Origin of the sequence: Flavobacterium microcysteis (assembly GCF_006385255.1) — a bacterium.
GTDB classification, from domain to species: domain Bacteria; phylum Bacteroidota; class Bacteroidia; order Flavobacteriales; family Flavobacteriaceae; genus Flavobacterium; species Flavobacterium microcysteis.
On record NZ_VFJE01000056.1, the window covers coordinates 578,496 to 594,559 of the forward strand.

Annotated in this window: 16 protein-coding genes; 12 read left to right on the forward strand and 4 right to left on the reverse strand. The window is 37.0% G+C overall.

Going from position 1 to position 16,064, the window contains the following annotated elements:
* Positions 1-39: 39 nt before the first annotated feature.
* Together FJA49_RS16210 and FJA49_RS16215 are read right to left on the reverse strand one after the other, a co-directional pair.
* Complete coding sequence (locus FJA49_RS16210) at positions 40-372, reverse strand: MerR family transcriptional regulator (RefSeq protein WP_140002170.1); 333 nt, start codon at positions 370-372, stop codon at positions 40-42.
* On the reverse strand, positions 372-1,349 hold the full coding sequence (locus FJA49_RS16215; protein WP_140002172.1) for a M23 family metallopeptidase: 978 nt from the start codon (positions 1,347-1,349) through the stop codon (positions 372-374). The genes FJA49_RS16210 and FJA49_RS16215 overlap by 1 nt, the downstream gene beginning before the upstream one ends.
* A 196-nt stretch (positions 1,350-1,545) precedes the next feature.
* Here FJA49_RS16215 and alaS point away from each other — a divergent pair, with 196 nt between their 5' ends.
* Positions 1,546-4,182 (forward strand): alanine--tRNA ligase, encoded by a 2,637-nt coding sequence (gene alaS, locus FJA49_RS16220; RefSeq protein ID WP_140002174.1) that lies wholly within the window; start codon positions 1,546-1,548, stop codon positions 4,180-4,182.
* A gap of 68 nt (positions 4,183-4,250) precedes the next feature.
* On the opposite strand, the gene FJA49_RS16225 is transcribed toward alaS, so the two are convergent.
* Together FJA49_RS16225 and FJA49_RS16230 are read right to left on the reverse strand one after the other, a co-directional pair.
* Positions 4,251-4,667 carry a VOC family protein gene (locus tag FJA49_RS16225; RefSeq protein WP_140002176.1) on the reverse strand — a complete coding sequence of 139 codons (417 nt, stop codon included), beginning with the start codon at positions 4,665-4,667 and terminating at the stop codon, positions 4,251-4,253.
* 28 nt (positions 4,668-4,695) lie between these two features.
* The gene (locus FJA49_RS16230) at positions 4,696-5,118 is read right to left on the reverse strand and encodes an SRPBCC family protein (protein WP_140002178.1); all 423 of its coding nucleotides are present in this window, start codon (positions 5,116-5,118) and stop codon (positions 4,696-4,698) included.
* A gap of 131 nt (positions 5,119-5,249) precedes the next feature.
* Between FJA49_RS16230 and FJA49_RS16235 the strand changes: the two genes are divergently transcribed.
* The 11 genes from FJA49_RS16235 to FJA49_RS16285 all read left to right on the forward strand — a co-directional run bounded on the left by FJA49_RS16235 (position 5,250) and on the right by FJA49_RS16285 (position 16,029).
* Positions 5,250-6,188, forward strand: a complete 939-nt coding sequence (locus FJA49_RS16235) for an IS1595 family transposase (RefSeq protein WP_140002180.1) — start codon at positions 5,250-5,252, stop codon at positions 6,186-6,188.
* Complete coding sequence (locus FJA49_RS16240; RefSeq protein WP_140002182.1) at positions 6,179-6,472, forward strand: hypothetical protein; 294 nt, start codon at positions 6,179-6,181, stop codon at positions 6,470-6,472. Before FJA49_RS16235 ends, FJA49_RS16240 begins: the two co-directional genes overlap by 10 nt.
* A 191-nt stretch (positions 6,473-6,663) precedes the next feature.
* On the forward strand, positions 6,664-7,659 hold the full coding sequence (locus FJA49_RS16245) for an AAA family ATPase (RefSeq protein ID WP_140002185.1): 996 nt from the start codon (positions 6,664-6,666) through the stop codon (positions 7,657-7,659).
* A 1-nt stretch (position 7,660) separates the two neighbouring features.
* Positions 7,661-10,186 carry a S8 family peptidase gene (locus FJA49_RS16250; protein WP_140002187.1) on the forward strand — a complete coding sequence of 842 codons (2,526 nt, stop codon included), beginning with the start codon at positions 7,661-7,663 and terminating at the stop codon, positions 10,184-10,186.
* Between the two features lie 287 nt (positions 10,187-10,473).
* Positions 10,474-11,031 (forward strand): hypothetical protein, encoded by a 558-nt coding sequence (locus FJA49_RS16255; protein ID WP_140002189.1) that lies wholly within the window; start codon positions 10,474-10,476, stop codon positions 11,029-11,031.
* Between the two features lie 393 nt (positions 11,032-11,424).
* Positions 11,425-11,652: a microviridin/marinostatin family tricyclic proteinase inhibitor gene (locus tag FJA49_RS16260; protein WP_140002191.1), complete on the forward strand. Its 228-nt coding sequence runs from the start codon at positions 11,425-11,427 to the stop codon at positions 11,650-11,652.
* Positions 11,653-11,755: 103 nt separating this feature from the next.
* The gene (locus FJA49_RS16265) at positions 11,756-12,730 is read left to right on the forward strand and encodes an MvdC/MvdD family ATP grasp protein (RefSeq protein ID WP_140002193.1); all 975 of its coding nucleotides are present in this window, start codon (positions 11,756-11,758) and stop codon (positions 12,728-12,730) included.
* A 29-nt stretch (positions 12,731-12,759) separates the two neighbouring features.
* The gene (locus FJA49_RS16270) at positions 12,760-13,761 is read left to right on the forward strand and encodes an MvdC/MvdD family ATP grasp protein (protein ID WP_140002195.1); all 1,002 of its coding nucleotides are present in this window, start codon (positions 12,760-12,762) and stop codon (positions 13,759-13,761) included.
* Between the two features lie 172 nt (positions 13,762-13,933).
* Positions 13,934-14,881 (forward strand): GSCFA domain-containing protein, encoded by a 948-nt coding sequence (locus FJA49_RS16275; protein ID WP_140002197.1) that lies wholly within the window; start codon positions 13,934-13,936, stop codon positions 14,879-14,881.
* 103 nt (positions 14,882-14,984) lie between these two features.
* On the forward strand, positions 14,985-15,464 hold the full coding sequence (locus FJA49_RS16280; protein WP_140002199.1) for a hypothetical protein: 480 nt from the start codon (positions 14,985-14,987) through the stop codon (positions 15,462-15,464).
* A 64-nt stretch (positions 15,465-15,528) separates the two neighbouring features.
* A complete protein-coding gene (locus FJA49_RS16285) occupies positions 15,529-16,029 on the forward strand; it encodes a hypothetical protein (RefSeq protein WP_140002202.1) in 501 nt (166 codons plus the stop codon).
* Positions 16,030-16,064 lie beyond the last annotated feature (35 nt).

A 16,064-nucleotide genomic window follows, 5' to 3' on the forward strand; every position in this document is an offset into this window, starting at 1 on the left:
GTTTATTATTTATTGATTTGTTTTCTTTTTAAGCGTATGCTATAATTCATTTTTAATGCTTGTCAGCTGAGCTTTTATAGACTCCAGTTTGCTGACGATTTCAAATTTATCCAAAGTCTTTTTCTGTCCTTCCTTTAAATGCGTTTTGGCACCATCAAGCGTAAAGCCACGTTCTTTGACCAAATGATAAATCAGTTGGAGATTTTTCACATCTTCAGGTGTAAACATACGGTTGCCTTTCGCATTCTTTTTGGGTTTCAGGATGTCAAATTCCTTATCCCAAAAACGAATGAGTGAAGCATTCACATCAAAGGCCTTGGCTAATTCGCCAATGCTGTAGTATCTTTTGTCTGGCGATAAGTCTAAATGCATTAATCTAAAGATTGGTTTTCTTGGTTAGCTAATTTTGATATGGCTGCAAACTCTGCTGCCGAAATATTGCCGTAATAATAATTCAATGGGTTTACGACTTCCCCGTTTTTATGGACTTCATAATGCAAGTGTGGTGCTTCAGAACGCCCGGTGCTTCCAACATAGCCTATTATGTCACCTCTTTTTACTCGTTGTCCGGCTCTCACCTTGTATTTGCTCAAGTGCCCGTATAATGTTTCATATCCAAATCCGTGCCGAATTACAATATGGTTCCCATAACCTGACGCTGTGTTGTCAGCTCGTTCCACTACACCGTCGCCTGTGGCATAAATTGGAGTTCCTGTTTTGGCAGAAAAGTCCATACCAGCGTGGAATTTCCTGATTTTTGTAAACGGATCACTTCGATATCCAAAACCGGATGCCATTTGTTTCAACTGTTCATTCTTGACTGGCTGAATGGCAGGAATAGCTGTCAGTAACTTTTCTTTTTCTTTTGCCAGTTTCAAAATCTCATCTAAAGATTTGGATTGGATAACCAATTCTTTGGAAATAATATCCACACGTTTTGTCGTGCTTACCACCAGTTCCGAATTATTATAACCTTCAAGAGCCTTATAGCGATTTACGCCACCAAATCCTGCTTTTCGTTGTTCTTCAGGAATAGGAGAGGAGTTGAAATAAACACGGTACAGGTTGTTATCGCGTTCCGCTACATTTTCCAAAACTTCATCCACCTGGTCCATTTTTTTATTCAGGATCGCATAATTGATTTTCATGTTTTCAATCTCACGAGCCTGAAGTCGGTCCTTAGGAGTTTCAAAGAACGGCGTATTGATTAATATTACGAAACACAAAAAACCGAACAATGCCGAAGCTAATAAAAATAAGGCAATTACGCCTAATTTTTGTCCCTTTTTTGGTTTGATTTTCCGGTAAGCTAAATTTTCGGTATCGTAATAATATTTTACCTTCTTCATATTTTAAAATATGCTACTTTTGCGGTTTACTAATGGTCAACTTTTTAGGACAAAAATTGACCGTTAGTCAACAATTGTGCATTGATTCAATTGTTATAAATGTTGTACGAACAAATTTAATAAATGTTACATAGGTTCGCCCTATTATTTTTAGAATAAAAAAATTTACTCCAAGACCATAAACTAATTATTTCAGATGAAATCACAGGATATCAGAAAGCAATTTTTACAATTTTTTGAAGAACGCGGGCATTTAATTGTGCCTTCAGCGCCTATCGTACTAAAAGACGACCCAACCTTGATGTTTAATAATTCTGGGATGGCCCAGTTCAAGGAATATTTTTTAGGTAACGCTACGCCAAAAAGCAAAAGAATTGCCGATACGCAAAAATGCCTTCGTGTTTCTGGAAAACATAACGATTTGGAAGATGTAGGTTTTGATACCTACCACCACACCATGTTTGAAATGTTGGGGAACTGGAGTTTTGGCGATTATTTCAAAAAAGAAGCGATCAATTGGGCTTGGCAATTGCTGACAGAAGTCTATAAAATACCAAAAGAAAACCTATACGTTTCTGTTTTTGAGGGCAACCCGGCTGAAAATGTACCATTTGATCAGGAAGCTTGGGATATCTGGAAAACATTGATTGATGAAGACCGTATCATTCTTGGAAATAAAAAAGATAATTTCTGGGAAATGGGAGAACAAGGACCATGCGGACCATGTTCAGAAATCCATGTGGATTTGCGTAGTGAAGAAGAAAAAGCCCAGGTTTCAGGAAAGAGCTTGGTCAATAACGACCATCCTCAGGTAGTGGAAATCTGGAACAACGTTTTTATGGAATTCAACCGTAAGGCGGATGGTTCTCTTGAAAAACTGCCGGCTCAACATGTTGATACCGGAATGGGATTTGAGCGTTTGTGTATGGCTTTGCAAGGCGTACAGTCAAATTATGATACGGATGTATTTACACCGCTGATTCGTGAAGTTGAAGCGATCACCGGCAAAAAATATACTTCAAACGATGTTAAAGATATAAGCGAAGAACAAAACAAAACCAACATTGCAATCCGTGTTGTAGTGGATCACGTTCGTGCCGTAGCTTTTGCTATTGCTGACGGTCAATTGCCATCAAATACGGGTGCTGGTTATGTGATCAGAAGGATTTTGCGTCGCGCTATCCGTTATGGCTTTACGTTCCTGAATACTAAAGAACCGTTTATCTATAAACTGGTTGCTGTATTGGCGAATCAGATGGGAGAGTTCTTCCCGGAAATCAAGACGCAGCAGAATCTGGTTACTAATGTAATCAAGGAAGAAGAAGCTTCTTTCTTACGAACGTTGGATCAAGGTTTGCAGTTGCTTGAAAATGTTGTCAAGGAAACAAAAGGGAATGAGGTTTCAGGAGCAAAAGCTTTTGAACTGTATGATACTTTTGGTTTCCCTAAAGATTTGACGGCATTGATCCTGAAGGAAAAAGGAATGTCATATAACGAAAAAGAGTTTGATGCCGAATTGCAAAAGCAAAAAGACCGTTCTCGTGCCGCATCAGAAACTTCAACAGATGACTGGACAGTTCTAATCGATGGAAATGTTGAGACTTTTGTTGGATATGACGAAGTAGAAAAAGAAGTAAGAATTACAAGATATAGAAAAGTAGATTCTAAAAAAGACGGTAAACTCTACCAGATTGTTTTAGATGCTACGCCATTTTATCCGGAAGGTGGAGGTCAGGTAGGTGACAAAGGAACGTTGTTCACACCAAACCAAGCCATCGAGATTATCGATACGAAAAAAGAAAACAACCTAATCTTGCACTTTGCAAAAGAACTTCCTGAGAATCCGGAAGGGAAATTCATGGCATTGGTCAATACAAAATTGCGTAGCGAATCAGCAAGCAATCACTCGGCAACTCATTTGCTACACCAGGCCCTAAGACATGTTTTAGGAACACACGTAGAGCAAAAAGGTTCGTTGGTAGCGCCTAATTATCTTCGTTTTGACTTCTCTCATTTTGCAAAAGTGACTGACGAAGAATTAAAAGAAGTGGAAACTTTTGTAAATGCAAAAATCCAGGAGCAATTGCCGTTAATTGAAAGAAGAAATATTCCATTCAAACAGGCTCTCGAAGAAGGTGCTATGGCTTTATTTGGAGAGAAATACGGTGATACGGTTCGTGCCATAAAATTTGGAGACAGCATGGAACTTTGCGGAGGAATCCACGTTAGAAATACGGCTGATATCTGGTATTTTAAAATTACAAGCGAAGGAGCTGTTGCAGCTGGAATCCGACGTATTGAGGCCATTACAAATGAAGGAGCAAAGGAATTTTTCGCTTCTCAGGAAAATGCTTTGAAAGAAATAAAAGAAGCGCTTAAAAATCCACAAGATTCATTAAAAGCTGTGGTTTCTTTACAGGAAGAAAATGCAAAACTGAAAAAACAGGTAGAAGCATTACTGAAAGAAAAAGCAAAAAATCTAAAAGGAGAATTGGTTTCAGAAATTGAAGAAATCAATGGCTTGAAATTTTTAGCAAAACAAGTGGACCTCAATCCGGAAGGAGCTAAAGATTTGGCCTATGAATTAGGTAATCTTGGCACTAATCTTTTCTTGGTTTTGGCTACTGCCGAAGAAGGAAAGCCAATGCTGACCTGCTACATCTCTAAAGAATTAGTGGCAGAAAGAAACTTGAATGCCGGACAAGTTGTTCGCGAGCTTGGAAAATACATCCAGGGTGGCGGCGGCGGTCAGCCTTTCTTTGCAACAGCAGGGGGGAAAAATGAAGCCGGAATCAAAGAAGCTTTAGAAAAAGCAAAAGATTTTGTGAAATAACAGAATTTTAAAATGCATAAAAAAACCACAACAGCAACGTTGTGGTTTTTTGTTTTTAAAATGAACTATTACTGTTGTGGCATTTTGCTGAAATCCATAAAAAGTACGTTCCAGCGATGTCCATCTAGGTCACTGAATCCACAGCCATACATCCAGCCGTCTTTCTCGCCGGGATTGCCATAAAGTACTGCTCCGGCTGCTACCGCTTTTTTAGCCAGTTCATCAACTTCGCCAGGAGACTGTGCATCGATTGAAAACAGGGCTTCGGTGCCTTTTGATGTATCTGCGATTTCGTTGCCGCTAAAGCTCTTAAAAAGCGTTTCAGGAAAGAAGTTAACTATCACATTCTTGTCTCCTATAAAAAAAGAAGCCATTGTAGGGTTTTCGCTAAATTGTGAATTTTCTGTAAAGCCGATAGCTTTGAAGAAAGTTCGGGTCTTGCTGATGTCTTTTGCTGGAAGATTGATCCAAAATTCTTTTGCCATGATTGTTGTTTTTTAGTTGTGGAATGTTTTAAAGCGTTTCTGTGTATTTTTTAAAGTTATCCATAATAGCTTGCCATCCCGCTTTTTGAAATTCAACAGGATGTGTGTTTTCAGGATCAAAAGTTTCGGATACTTTAACGCCGTCACCCAAATCTTCGAAAGAAATGCTTACACGACGTCCATCACCCATAACATATTCGATTTTTTTGAGGTTTATGACATCGGTGTATTCGCCTTCAAAATCAAAAGCCATGCTGCCGTCTTTTGCAGCCATCTTTGTTCTGAATTTTCCTCCAACTCTTAAGTCGTTCTCTGCTTCCGGAGTATGCCAGTCTTCAGAAGCGAAAGACCAGTTCATAATGTGTTGCGGTTCAGTAAAGCCCTGCCATGCTTTTGATATAGGAGCTTTTACGGTAGTTTCTACGGTAATTGTTTGGTTTGAATTGTTCATTGTTTGTTTTTTTAAAATGGGTAAATAGGAGATGTTTACACTTTAATTTATTTTAAAGTAAAAAAAATTATGAATTATCATAAGGGCATGAGAATTGTATATATTTTTATGCCTCATTTATTTACTGCCTGATGCTTTTTAAGGAATTCAAAACCATATTTGATTTGATAGATTCGTTTCCGGACGAACAGTCATGCATTGATTTCCTAGAGCATCATAAATGGGGAAACAATCCTATTAGTCCTTTTGATCCTTCATCTAAAGTCTGGAAGTGTAAGAATAGCCGATATAAATGTAGAAACACAGGAAAGTATTTTAACATAAAATCCAATACCATATTTGAAGGTAGCAGAGTGCCGTTACGTAAATGGTTTATTACCATATGGTTTATTACTACAAAAAATAAAGGGATGTCTTCGGTCCAGCTCTCAAAACAGATTTCTGTCGATCAGAAAACCGCATGGTTCATGATGCATCGTATTAGAGAATGTTTTCATATTGAGGACGATGAACAATTGGAAGGTGTTTTTGAGGCGGACGAGACATTTGCAGGCGGAAAAAATAAGAACCGTCACAATGACAAGAAGGTTCCCATGTCGACAGGAAGGGCTTTTAAGGACAAAACCCCCGTACTCGGAATACTCCAGCGAGGCGGTGTTGTCAGGTGCTTTGTCATTCCTGATACAAAAAGAGAATCCATACAGCCTATCATAAAAAGGATAATAAAGCCATGGTCAACCATCATCTCTGACGAATGGTCTGCATATAAAGGACTCGATGCTTTTTACGACCATCATATTGTTGACCACGGAAGAAAACAATACGTGAATCCCGACAACCCAGAAATACATACCAATACAATAGAAGGATTCTGGGGAATATTTAAAAGAGGATATAACGGCATCTATAATTGGATGTCAAGAAAGCACCTCCAGCGATACATGGACGAGTTTGCCTTTCGGTACAACCATAGAAAAAAATCGCAATCCGAACGATTTTACGTATTTTTGCAAAATATCAGGCCTCGCCTGAAATACAAGCAATTAATCAATACCCAAATATGGACATAGGAAAGATAACAGAACTTTCACTTCTTGAAAACCCTTCGATAAGATCAGTAGATTTCGAGCACCAGAATTATTTCTCCCGAAATGATATGGACAAGGCCTTCATGGGATCTTTCAGGCATATCGAATCGGTTCCACTTCCGTTACTTAGTCCAAATGGTACCCGCGAGATAGTATCGTGCATCTCTTGGCATAATATCTCACAACATATTACCTTTCTTGCAGGTAAGTCCGAATTCGAGCAACGCATCAACACTGTACTTAATTTTAATCCAAAGAAGAGATAAATTTTATAGTGAATTCTAGCGATTTCTTTTCGCTATATAAATTACTAATTTACCTTTATTATTAACATGAGTGATTTTTATTATAAGGTTATTACTAATATTAAATCATGAGTATTTATCTTTTTATGTAATATTAATATGGAAAAAAGTTTATATATTGATACCTTTGAATCATTAAATTAAACTTTCTTATGAATCAAGACTTAATGTTAAGACTTTTTCGCTCAATAGATGGAGATAAAGATGATGATGTCGTAAAGGTAGCATCCCTTATCATTGAGGATGAGATAAAAAAAGGGCATACAGCGCTTGCAGCAAAATTGAAATCAATCCTAGATCGTAATGTTGCTACTACCCAGTCTTTTCGTGGAGAATTGAGAAAAATTTTACCAAATGGTATTTCTATCCCCAAAGATAAACGTAATAATTTCCCTTTAGCGATTTCGATTGACAGAGAAGAACTAAGGCACGAAATGGTTCTCCCTATAGATACTGAAGAAAAGTTGCGAAGAATTGAAAAGGAATTTGCTGCAAAGGAAAGACTTGCATCACATGGGCTTAAATATAGACAGAAAATTCTAATTTATGGCGAACCAGGTTGTGGTAAAAGTATGAGTGCTGAACGAATTGCTTGGAATCTTGGGCTACCATTTTTAAAAGTTAGATTTGATGTCATTATTTCTTCTTTTTTAGGAGAAACAGCATCTAATCTTTCAAAGTTATTTGACGGAATTCAAGATTATCCATGTGTATTACTTTTTGATGAATTCGATATTATCGGAAAAACTAGGACGAATCTCCAAGATGTTGGGGAAATGCATCGAATTGTAAATATTTTGCTTACACTCCTTGAAGAATACAATTCAAAGGGAATTTTGATTGCTACTACTAATATTGAAAATGCTTTGGACCAAGCCCTTTTTAGAAGATTTGATGATATTATTGAAATGCCAAAACCAAGTAAAGAAGAAGTCTTACGACTTATTAAACAAACGCTTTCATCTATCGATACTTCGAAAGATATAGATTGGGATATATTAGTAGATAAAATGCTAGGCTTCAATGCAGCACTTGTTGTAAAAATTGCAAACGATGCTGCAAAAATTGCTGTTATAGGAAACGATAGGATACTTCGACAATACCATTTAGAAAAGTCACTTAGCGAAAATAATCTTTATAAAAAGTAAAATGGCAGATTTTCCACATTTGAAATTACCGTTTAAGGTAGAAGGAAGAGCAATGCCAAAAGGTGGGGGCACTAGAGATAAACAGGCATTAGAGCGGACATTATCAAATAAAAATAATCGTCAAAATCATGGAACTTGGTTAAAGGAATCTATGAATACTGTTGCATCAAGGTGGGTTGAAACTATAGATGTACAAAAAGCCAAAGGTATAGAATTACCAAATACCACTGACATCCCTGTTTTTTTGAGAGTAGATACTGAAGTTTTCAATATTGACAGCTTTAAACATTGGGGAATCGAAATAATATCTGAAGAAGAAGGTGGATATATAATAGGAGCTTCAACAGATAATTTCAAAGCATTTGGAGAGAATATCGATGCATTTCTGAACGAAACTGGCCAACGTAGAGATAAAGCTGCTCAAATATGGGAATTAGTTACTGATGATAGTTGGCGCTTAAACGAACTTTTACATGGAGAAATAGGTAATGTTTGGGGCGATATACAGCCTGATGTAATTTATACTGTGCAATTAGGCGTTTCGTGTTATGTCCCAAACAAAGAAAGTTACCCAGTAAAGGATCAATTTGATTCCGAATTGAAATTTCAAGACAAGGTTTATGAATATAGGCAAAATGAGCAAGAGTTATCAATACAAAGAGATGCTAAGCAAATAAAAAGAGAGACAGAAGTCGAATACTATGTTGATAAATATAGTGGTGAAATACATGAGATTTGGGATAATGAAGTTGATGCCTTCTTTTTTAAGATTTCTATCTGTGGTGAAGGGTTAAGAGATATTGTTCATACTTATCAATACCTTTATGAAGTAAAATTAGATCCAAATTATAATATTGGTCATGAACATATTAATCTCCCTGACGAATATGATATAGATATTGAAGCACCTGATGACAATGCTTCTACGGTTTGTATAATTGATAGTGGAATTCAAGAAAATCATCGATTGCTGGCAGCATCAATCAATCAAACCAATTCACGATCTTATGTTGAAAATGATGCCTCAGTAGCTGATTATGTAAAACAAAACGGGCACGGAACAAAAGTGGCAGGTGCGGTTTTGTACCCGATTGGTATTCCAACAAGCGGAAAAATAAAATTAGAAAGCTATATACAAAATGCCAGAATCTTAGATAGCAATAATAAAATATCCAGTTCTAGATTTGAGCCAGCACTTATGGAACAAATAGTAGCGGATTATGAAGAAACCCGAATTTTTAATCTTTCTGTCTGCGAAGATGTATCTTATACAGGTACTCATATGCCAGCCCTAGCAGCTTCTATCGATAAACTTATACATGAAAATGATATATTATTCATTGTGGCAGCTGGTAATCTTTATCAAAGTTCATCACAATTTAATAATCCGGGAATTAAAGAACATTTTTCAAACGGGAAAATTTATCCTGACTATCTAAATGAGGCGACTTCTAAATTAGCTAATCCAGGTGTTAGTTATTTTGCTATTACAGTTGGATCAATAGGACATGAAGATTTTGAAGATGCAGATTATAAATCGTTAGCTGGCAAGAATTACATATCCCCGTTTTCTAGAACTGGACTAGGACTTTGGGGTTGCATAAAGCCGGACGTTGTAGAATACGGAGGGGATTTAGCAAAAAATAAATCATCTAATGAATTGGTCATTAATAATACAATATGTCCAGAACTTGTTAATTCTACAATGTATGGTGCAAGCGCTGTTGGTAAAGATTCTTACGGTACTTCTTTTAGTACACCAAAAGTCAGCTATATTGCATCTAGGCTTCAAACAGAACATCCTAATGAAACAGCACAAATGTACAGGGCGTTAATTATTCAAAGTGCTAGATTACCACAACATTGCTTTGAAAAGCCAACATCTAATGATTTTAGATATTATGGATATGGAATTCCGAACATTGATAGAGCTTTAAGTAATACCACATCCCGAATAACTTTTATTCAGAATGGAAATATTGCACCGAAAAAAGCGGATATTTATCATATCAAAGTTCCATCTGAGCTTCGTGGTGAAGGAAAGGAATTCAGAATACTTGTAGAAGTTACTCTGGCATTTACTGCAAAGACGCGTTTGACTAGAAGAGGATCTCATTCTTATTTATCTAATTGGTTAGAGTGGCAATCTTCCAGATACAATGAAAATTTTGGTAGTTTCCGAAACAGGACAATAGAATATCTGGAAGGTAATGACGGGGAATTTATTGACGAGGGAAGTTCTGCAATCAAGTGGGTGTTGAGAGAAAATCCTGTATGGGGAAATAATGGCATAAATAGGAATAATTCATCAGTTCAAAAAAGTTGGGCGATACTTGAACCACAGCAATTTGCGGATGAATTTAGCATAGCTGTAATTGGTCACTTAGGATGGGACAAGAGTTTGGAGAATGAAACTGAGTATGCATTTTGTGTATCATTTGAACTTTTAGATGCTGAAATGAATATTTATGAGTTAATGGCACAAGCTCAAATTGAAGTTCAGCCAGAACAAGAAATTGACATTTAATAATTACTATAAATCATTTTAATCACTAAATAATCTGAATGAAATAAACAAAACATCAAATAAAATATCATTAGCGTAAGCTATTAATCTTTTCGACTGAAACCGGCAAAACTTCAAAATACGAAAACATGGATTAATAAGCAGATCGCTCTCGCTATGGCGTGGGCTTCTCTTATCTATGTTTTCAGGTGCTTGCCGGTACCTAGTCGCTAGATATTGAGTTTGTCCCACGCTTTTGGTTTTCTAACCAATAAAACTCTCTGGGGCGGGAGTGCCAACAAAAACTTATGAAAAGCTTTATTTTAAGATCAGCCTTTGCGCTGGCAATGTCTACGTTAATTTTTTCGTGTTCAAGCGATTCGGATTCTGACCCTGCTCCGCAGGAATGTCCTCCCGGTTTTACTGGAATCAATTGCCAGACACAGATTAACCCTTCAAAGATCAAGATTACCAAATTCAGGGTAACATTCTTCAATAACCAGGATAACGGGGCATCATGGGACACAGGATCGGGTCCAGATATATTCCTGCAGCTCGTCAATGGAGCAGGTGGAAGCAATATTTGGATCAGTGAGATATATTATCCTGACGTATTAAGTACAGGAACTAATAGCTTTGAGTTTGTACCAAATTCCCCAATAATAATCACTAATGTTACTTCTTCCTTTACAATCTATTTGGGTGACAACGATGCTATTGATGTTCCTTCAAATCCTAATGACCTGATGAGTAGCATACTATTTAATATCTATACGACAACCAATGGGTTTCCTGCAACCCTTTTGCTAACGGATGGGAAAGCTATACCCTTTAGGGTAGAACTTTCGCTTCAGTATGAATGGTAGTTGACAACAAAAAAACCAAAGGAGGCGTATTGCCTCCTTTTTATTGAAAATTCTTTTTAGTGTAAACATCTCCTAATTACCTTAAAATGATTGATTTTGTTTTTGCCTTTTACAAAGGTAGATTGAAACAGATGAAATAAGAGGATGTAAACTAGACAATATTGAGGGCGAAACAGGACAGTGTGTTTAGAGTGGTATTTAAAGAATTATTTTAGGTTAAAGCCAGTCAGGCATTGGGATGTGAGCGATTTCTTACCTTATTTCTGTTCGCTGATTGCGAACTTACGATGTTAAAATTTTGATTTTCAATACTATAAATTGAAATTGTTTTAGTAATTTTTTTATCTTAGGACTGAAAAAGAAAAACATAGTATTAATCCCAAATTTATTATCATGGAAAATGACAAAAAATTGAAAAAGCCTTTTTTTGCTAACTTTTTGGAAAGCCAAGTTCCTGAAAAGGAAATGGAACAAATCAACGGCGGTACTGATGTAGTAACTCTTAAGTTCCCATCAGACGGTGAAGATGGTCCAGGCCAAGTCATCACCAGCAAACTTAAAGATCTTTATCAGACGATGAAATATCCGTCAGATAATGATGAAGCTGGAGTTGAATTGTAAGACTTAATGATAGCAACAGTATTTCTATCTGGAAATGCTGTTGCTTTCTTTTGAGCTCAGGATATATGCTTGGGCTTTTTTATTTAAATAATTCCCCAATTTAATGATACTTTGTCTGACGCACAGCAATGATCTCTATACGATTGATATAGTGATGAAAAGGCTGAAAGAACTAGGGAAAGAGGCTTATAGGATGAATTCTGACCTTTTTTCCCATCAATTATCTTTTGATTACTCGCTTTCAGAACGGAAGAATATCGTCCATGTTCAGATTGACGGCCATTCTATTCATGCCGATGCTGTTGAAGCCGTATGGTACCGCAAGTTATGGCAGGCAGAAATTCCTGATGAACTTGACGATGATTTTAAAGAAATTTATTTCCAGGAATATTATACCATGCGGAATATCTTTTTTGAATCGCTGGGCGATGTGCCCTGGTTTAATCCGATGGCAAAAGACCACGAAATTAGCAATAATAAATTCGGACAATTATCCGTTGCTGCCCAAAACGACATTGAAATACCCAAAAGTCTTTTTACAAACAATCAGGAAAAGGTAAGGGCGTTTTTCTATGAAGGATGCAATAAGCAGATGATTGCTAAACTTCATGGTACACTTTCACGAAGTATGTCAGGTAATGCGTCTTTTTTTCCAACTACGCAGATAACAGAGCCCAATCTTGAAGGTCTTGCCACGCTCGTTTATTGTCCTATGATTTTTCAGGAAATGATCCCTAAAGCCTATGAACTTCGCATCATTTATGTTGACGGTGAATTTTTTACAGGAAAAATCAATGCAGGGCAGTCAGAAAGAGGCAAAACAGACTGGCGGATTGCGACAGACATTCATTTTAAATGGGAATCGTATAATTTGCCAGATCCGGTTGCAACATCACTCACAAAAATGATGCAACAGATGGGCCTCTTTTTTGGTGCTATTGACATGATTCGCCATCAGGACGGACGTTATATTTTCTTAGAGGTAAATCCTCAGGGCGAATGGGGAATGCTGCAAAGAGATTTAGGCTATCCTATTGGAGAAACTATAGCCGAAAAATTAGTTTCCAAACTGAGTTAACATTATTTAAACTCCCCAAATTATTCTTTATGAAAAAAGTATTAATAATCACGCATAGCCAGGATAATGAATCGATAGAGACTGTTACAGAACAGCTAAAAAAATACAACATGAGAGCCATACGTTTTAATGTGGATTTGTATCCGTTACGCTATGGTCTCACCAGCAACTATGAGGACGGACAATGGAAAGTTTATCTCGACCATAATGGAGAAAGAGAGTCTTTACATGACATTGACGCATTATGGTACAGACGAAGCCATAATCTTGGAAGCGGTTTGAGTAGCGTGCTTGAGGGCGAATACTTGTCCTCGGCTCATGGTGAAATAAGAACCACGCTTTTTGGTATGCTGGAAAGCATGAATTGTTTTCAGATAGGGAAATTCAGCCAATATAGAAGACTGGACAGCAAAGAGGAGCAAATGAAAATTGCTTCTTCGCTAGGATTAAAAATCCCGGAAACATGCATTACAAATAATCCTGATGAAGCAAAAAAGTTTGTGCGCTCACATCCCAAAGGAGCTATAACCAAAATGCAAAGTTCTTTTGCCATTGATAGAGGAGGTGTTGAGCATGTAGTTTTTACAAATGTCATAACGGAAGACAATCTGGATGCGATTGACAGTTTGCAGTATTGCCCGATGCAGTTTCAAGAGAAACTCGAAAAACAAAAAGAACTTCGGATAACCATAGTGGGTGATGCTGTTTTTTCTTTTGCGGTAGATTCCCAAAAATTGGACAACGCTAAAATTGATTGGCGTCGTGAAGGAGTTGAGCTGCTGGATAAATGGGAACCTTATGATTTGCCGCAGCCTATAAAAGAAAAATTATTGAAGATGATGGACATCTATCAGGTTAATTATGGTGCCATTGACATTATTGTCACTCCAGATGATGAACATTATTTCCTGGAAATAAATTCAGCAGGAGAATTCTTCTGGCTCGATCGCCTAATTGATGGCGCAATCTCCAACCAAATCGCCAAAGTCTTATCAGGAGAAGCACCCAGACGCTACACACCTGTCCTATAACACAAAAAAACCGGCTTGATAAAGCCGGTTTTTTTGTCTCCTCAACTCCCCACTACCCATTATCAATTATCGACTGTCAACTATCCACTATCCACTATCCACTCCCAACTATCCACTGTCAATTATCAACTATCAACTAGTTCCCTATCTTTGTGCTTAAAATTCTCAACAAATGCAATTCACTACTCCTATTCCAATACCAAAGAGTCACCATCCGATAGGCTATGGTTCAAAGATTGTTTCGTTAGGCTCGTGCTTTGCCGAGAATATGGGGAACAAGCTGGATTATTTTAAATTCCAGAACATAACCAATCCTTTTGGGATTTTGTTCCATCCGTTGGCATTAAATAAAATAATACAGAAAGCAATTCAGCAGGAATCATTTACAGAAGAAGATATTTTTTTTCATAATGAAAGATGGCATTCTTTTGATGTGCATTCTGAATTGAGCCACTCAGATAAAACAGCGTTTTTAGAAAACCTTAATTCGAACTTAGTATTTCTGCATAATGCGTTACAGGAAAGCAATCACGTTACAATCACTTTAGGAACCTCGTGGGTCTATCGAAAAATTGAAACGGATACAATTGTTGCGAATTGCCATAAAGTGCCACAGGCGGCTTTTAAAAAAGAATTGCTTACTGTTTCACAGATTAAAGAGAGCCTTTTAGAAATCATAGAAACTGTTTTGGCTTTCAATCCAAAAGCCAATCTAATTTTTACGGTTTCTCCGGTACGCCATATCAAAGACGGTTTTGTTGAAAACCAATGGAGTAAGGCCAATCTGATTTCAGGTCTTCATGAAGTCATTCATGCTACAGATAACACATATTATTTTCCAAGTTATGAGATCATGATGGATGAGCTGCGTGATTACCGTTTTTATGCGGAAGACATGATCCATCCAAGTTCGCTTGCGATTGACTACATCTGGAAACGATTTGCTGAAACCTGGATTTCTGAAGATGCTTTTCTGGCAATGCAAGAAGTTGACAATATTCGAAAAGGCTTAAGTCACAGGTCTTTTAACCCGGAATCAGAACAACACCAAAAATTTTTAGAAAGTCTTCAAAATAAGATACTGGTTTTGCAATCCAAATATCCTTTTATGGAGTTTTGAGATAGTAATGAGTTCATTTTTATAAGAATACGGCAGATGCCGTATTTTTTTTTGCTTGGAATAAAAGGAATTTTGGAGTGTTAAACCTAAAAAATAATTTATTATGAAACCAACAACTTTACTTTCAAAACTGGCTATCGTATTCCTTTTTTTTCTTGGCACGACAGCTTTCTCCCAAAATTTGGTTCCGGCAGAAAACCTGACTCCGGCACTTTTAAAACAGACCTTTGAAAATGCGTATATCAAAGTACTGGAAACCCAAAATGAGTTTATCAAGGTACAAGACACGTATGATGTCTTTATTGATGTCGATCCTTCAAAAAGATATGTTTGTTTCAGCAGTTCGTATTCTTTGGTTGCCGGTACTTCCCAAAAAGATGCTTTGGAATTGATGAACCAGCTGAATACGGAAATCATTCTGGTAAAAAGTTATTATATCGAAAAGAACAACTCGATTAATTACATAGCCTATTTCTGGACAGAAAGAGGATTTAATCCGCAGTCCATGATCAGTGCTTTCAAGATGTATGTTTCTGCACTAACGCTTTCACTTCAAAAAGACTCTAAGAAGCTTATAAAGTAAGGTAAATGCCTTATCACTACCATTGTAAACAAACTTCAATAACTAACCATAAATTATGTAAATTATGAAAACATTAAAAACACTTGGAGCAATGTGCCTTTTGGCAACAATTCTATTCTCATGCAGTAGCGATGACAGTAACAGTCCGTCAGGAGGAGGCTATTCTTTAAAAGCAAAGGTAAATGGTGCTAATTATTCGAATTCCAATCATTTTGATCCGATGGCGGTGATTACAAACAATATTCTGGTCATTCAAAGTAGTGATAATGGTGGAAACTCGATCCAGATTCAAGTCATGAATTATGAAGGAGTTGGAAGCTATACTTCAGGGAACAATAACCTTATGGCAGGTTATATTAATTATCTGAAAGCAGGTGCTACGGTAGGCCAATTCAAAACTTTTACTTCGGTTCGAGGTGATGGTTTGGTCGAAATTACTGAAGTGACAGCTACGCATGTTAAAGGGACTTTTTCCGCAACTGCACCGGAGAATATTTCAAACCCGACAGAAAGCGTCGAGATTACCGAAGGAACGTTCACAGCAAAAATCCAAGAGGCTCAATAAAGTAAAACGCACTCATAATCTAACACAACAATAAA

Coding starts and splice junctions, on each gene's coding strand:
- FJA49_RS16210 (WP_140002170.1), bottom strand. CDS start 372: ATGCATTTAGACTTATCGCCAGACAAAAGATACTACAGCATTGGCGAA.
- FJA49_RS16215 (WP_140002172.1), bottom strand. CDS start 1,349: ATGAAGAAGGTAAAATATTATTACGATACCGAAAATTTAGCTTACCGG.
- alaS (WP_140002174.1), top strand. CDS start 1,546: ATGAAATCACAGGATATCAGAAAGCAATTTTTACAATTTTTTGAAGAA.
- FJA49_RS16225 (WP_140002176.1), bottom strand. CDS start 4,667: ATGGCAAAAGAATTTTGGATCAATCTTCCAGCAAAAGACATCAGCAAG.
- FJA49_RS16230 (WP_140002178.1), bottom strand. CDS start 5,118: ATGAACAATTCAAACCAAACAATTACCGTAGAAACTACCGTAAAAGCT.
- FJA49_RS16235 (WP_140002180.1), top strand. CDS start 5,250: ATGCTTTTTAAGGAATTCAAAACCATATTTGATTTGATAGATTCGTTT.
- FJA49_RS16240 (WP_140002182.1), top strand. CDS start 6,179: ATGGACATAGGAAAGATAACAGAACTTTCACTTCTTGAAAACCCTTCG.
- FJA49_RS16245 (WP_140002185.1), top strand. CDS start 6,664: ATGAATCAAGACTTAATGTTAAGACTTTTTCGCTCAATAGATGGAGAT.
- FJA49_RS16250 (WP_140002187.1), top strand. CDS start 7,661: ATGGCAGATTTTCCACATTTGAAATTACCGTTTAAGGTAGAAGGAAGA.
- FJA49_RS16255 (WP_140002189.1), top strand. CDS start 10,474: ATGAAAAGCTTTATTTTAAGATCAGCCTTTGCGCTGGCAATGTCTACG.
- FJA49_RS16260 (WP_140002191.1), top strand. CDS start 11,425: ATGGAAAATGACAAAAAATTGAAAAAGCCTTTTTTTGCTAACTTTTTG.
- FJA49_RS16265 (WP_140002193.1), top strand. CDS start 11,756: ATGATACTTTGTCTGACGCACAGCAATGATCTCTATACGATTGATATA.
- FJA49_RS16270 (WP_140002195.1), top strand. CDS start 12,760: ATGAAAAAAGTATTAATAATCACGCATAGCCAGGATAATGAATCGATA.
- FJA49_RS16275 (WP_140002197.1), top strand. CDS start 13,934: ATGCAATTCACTACTCCTATTCCAATACCAAAGAGTCACCATCCGATA.
- FJA49_RS16280 (WP_140002199.1), top strand. CDS start 14,985: ATGAAACCAACAACTTTACTTTCAAAACTGGCTATCGTATTCCTTTTT.
- FJA49_RS16285 (WP_140002202.1), top strand. CDS start 15,529: ATGAAAACATTAAAAACACTTGGAGCAATGTGCCTTTTGGCAACAATT.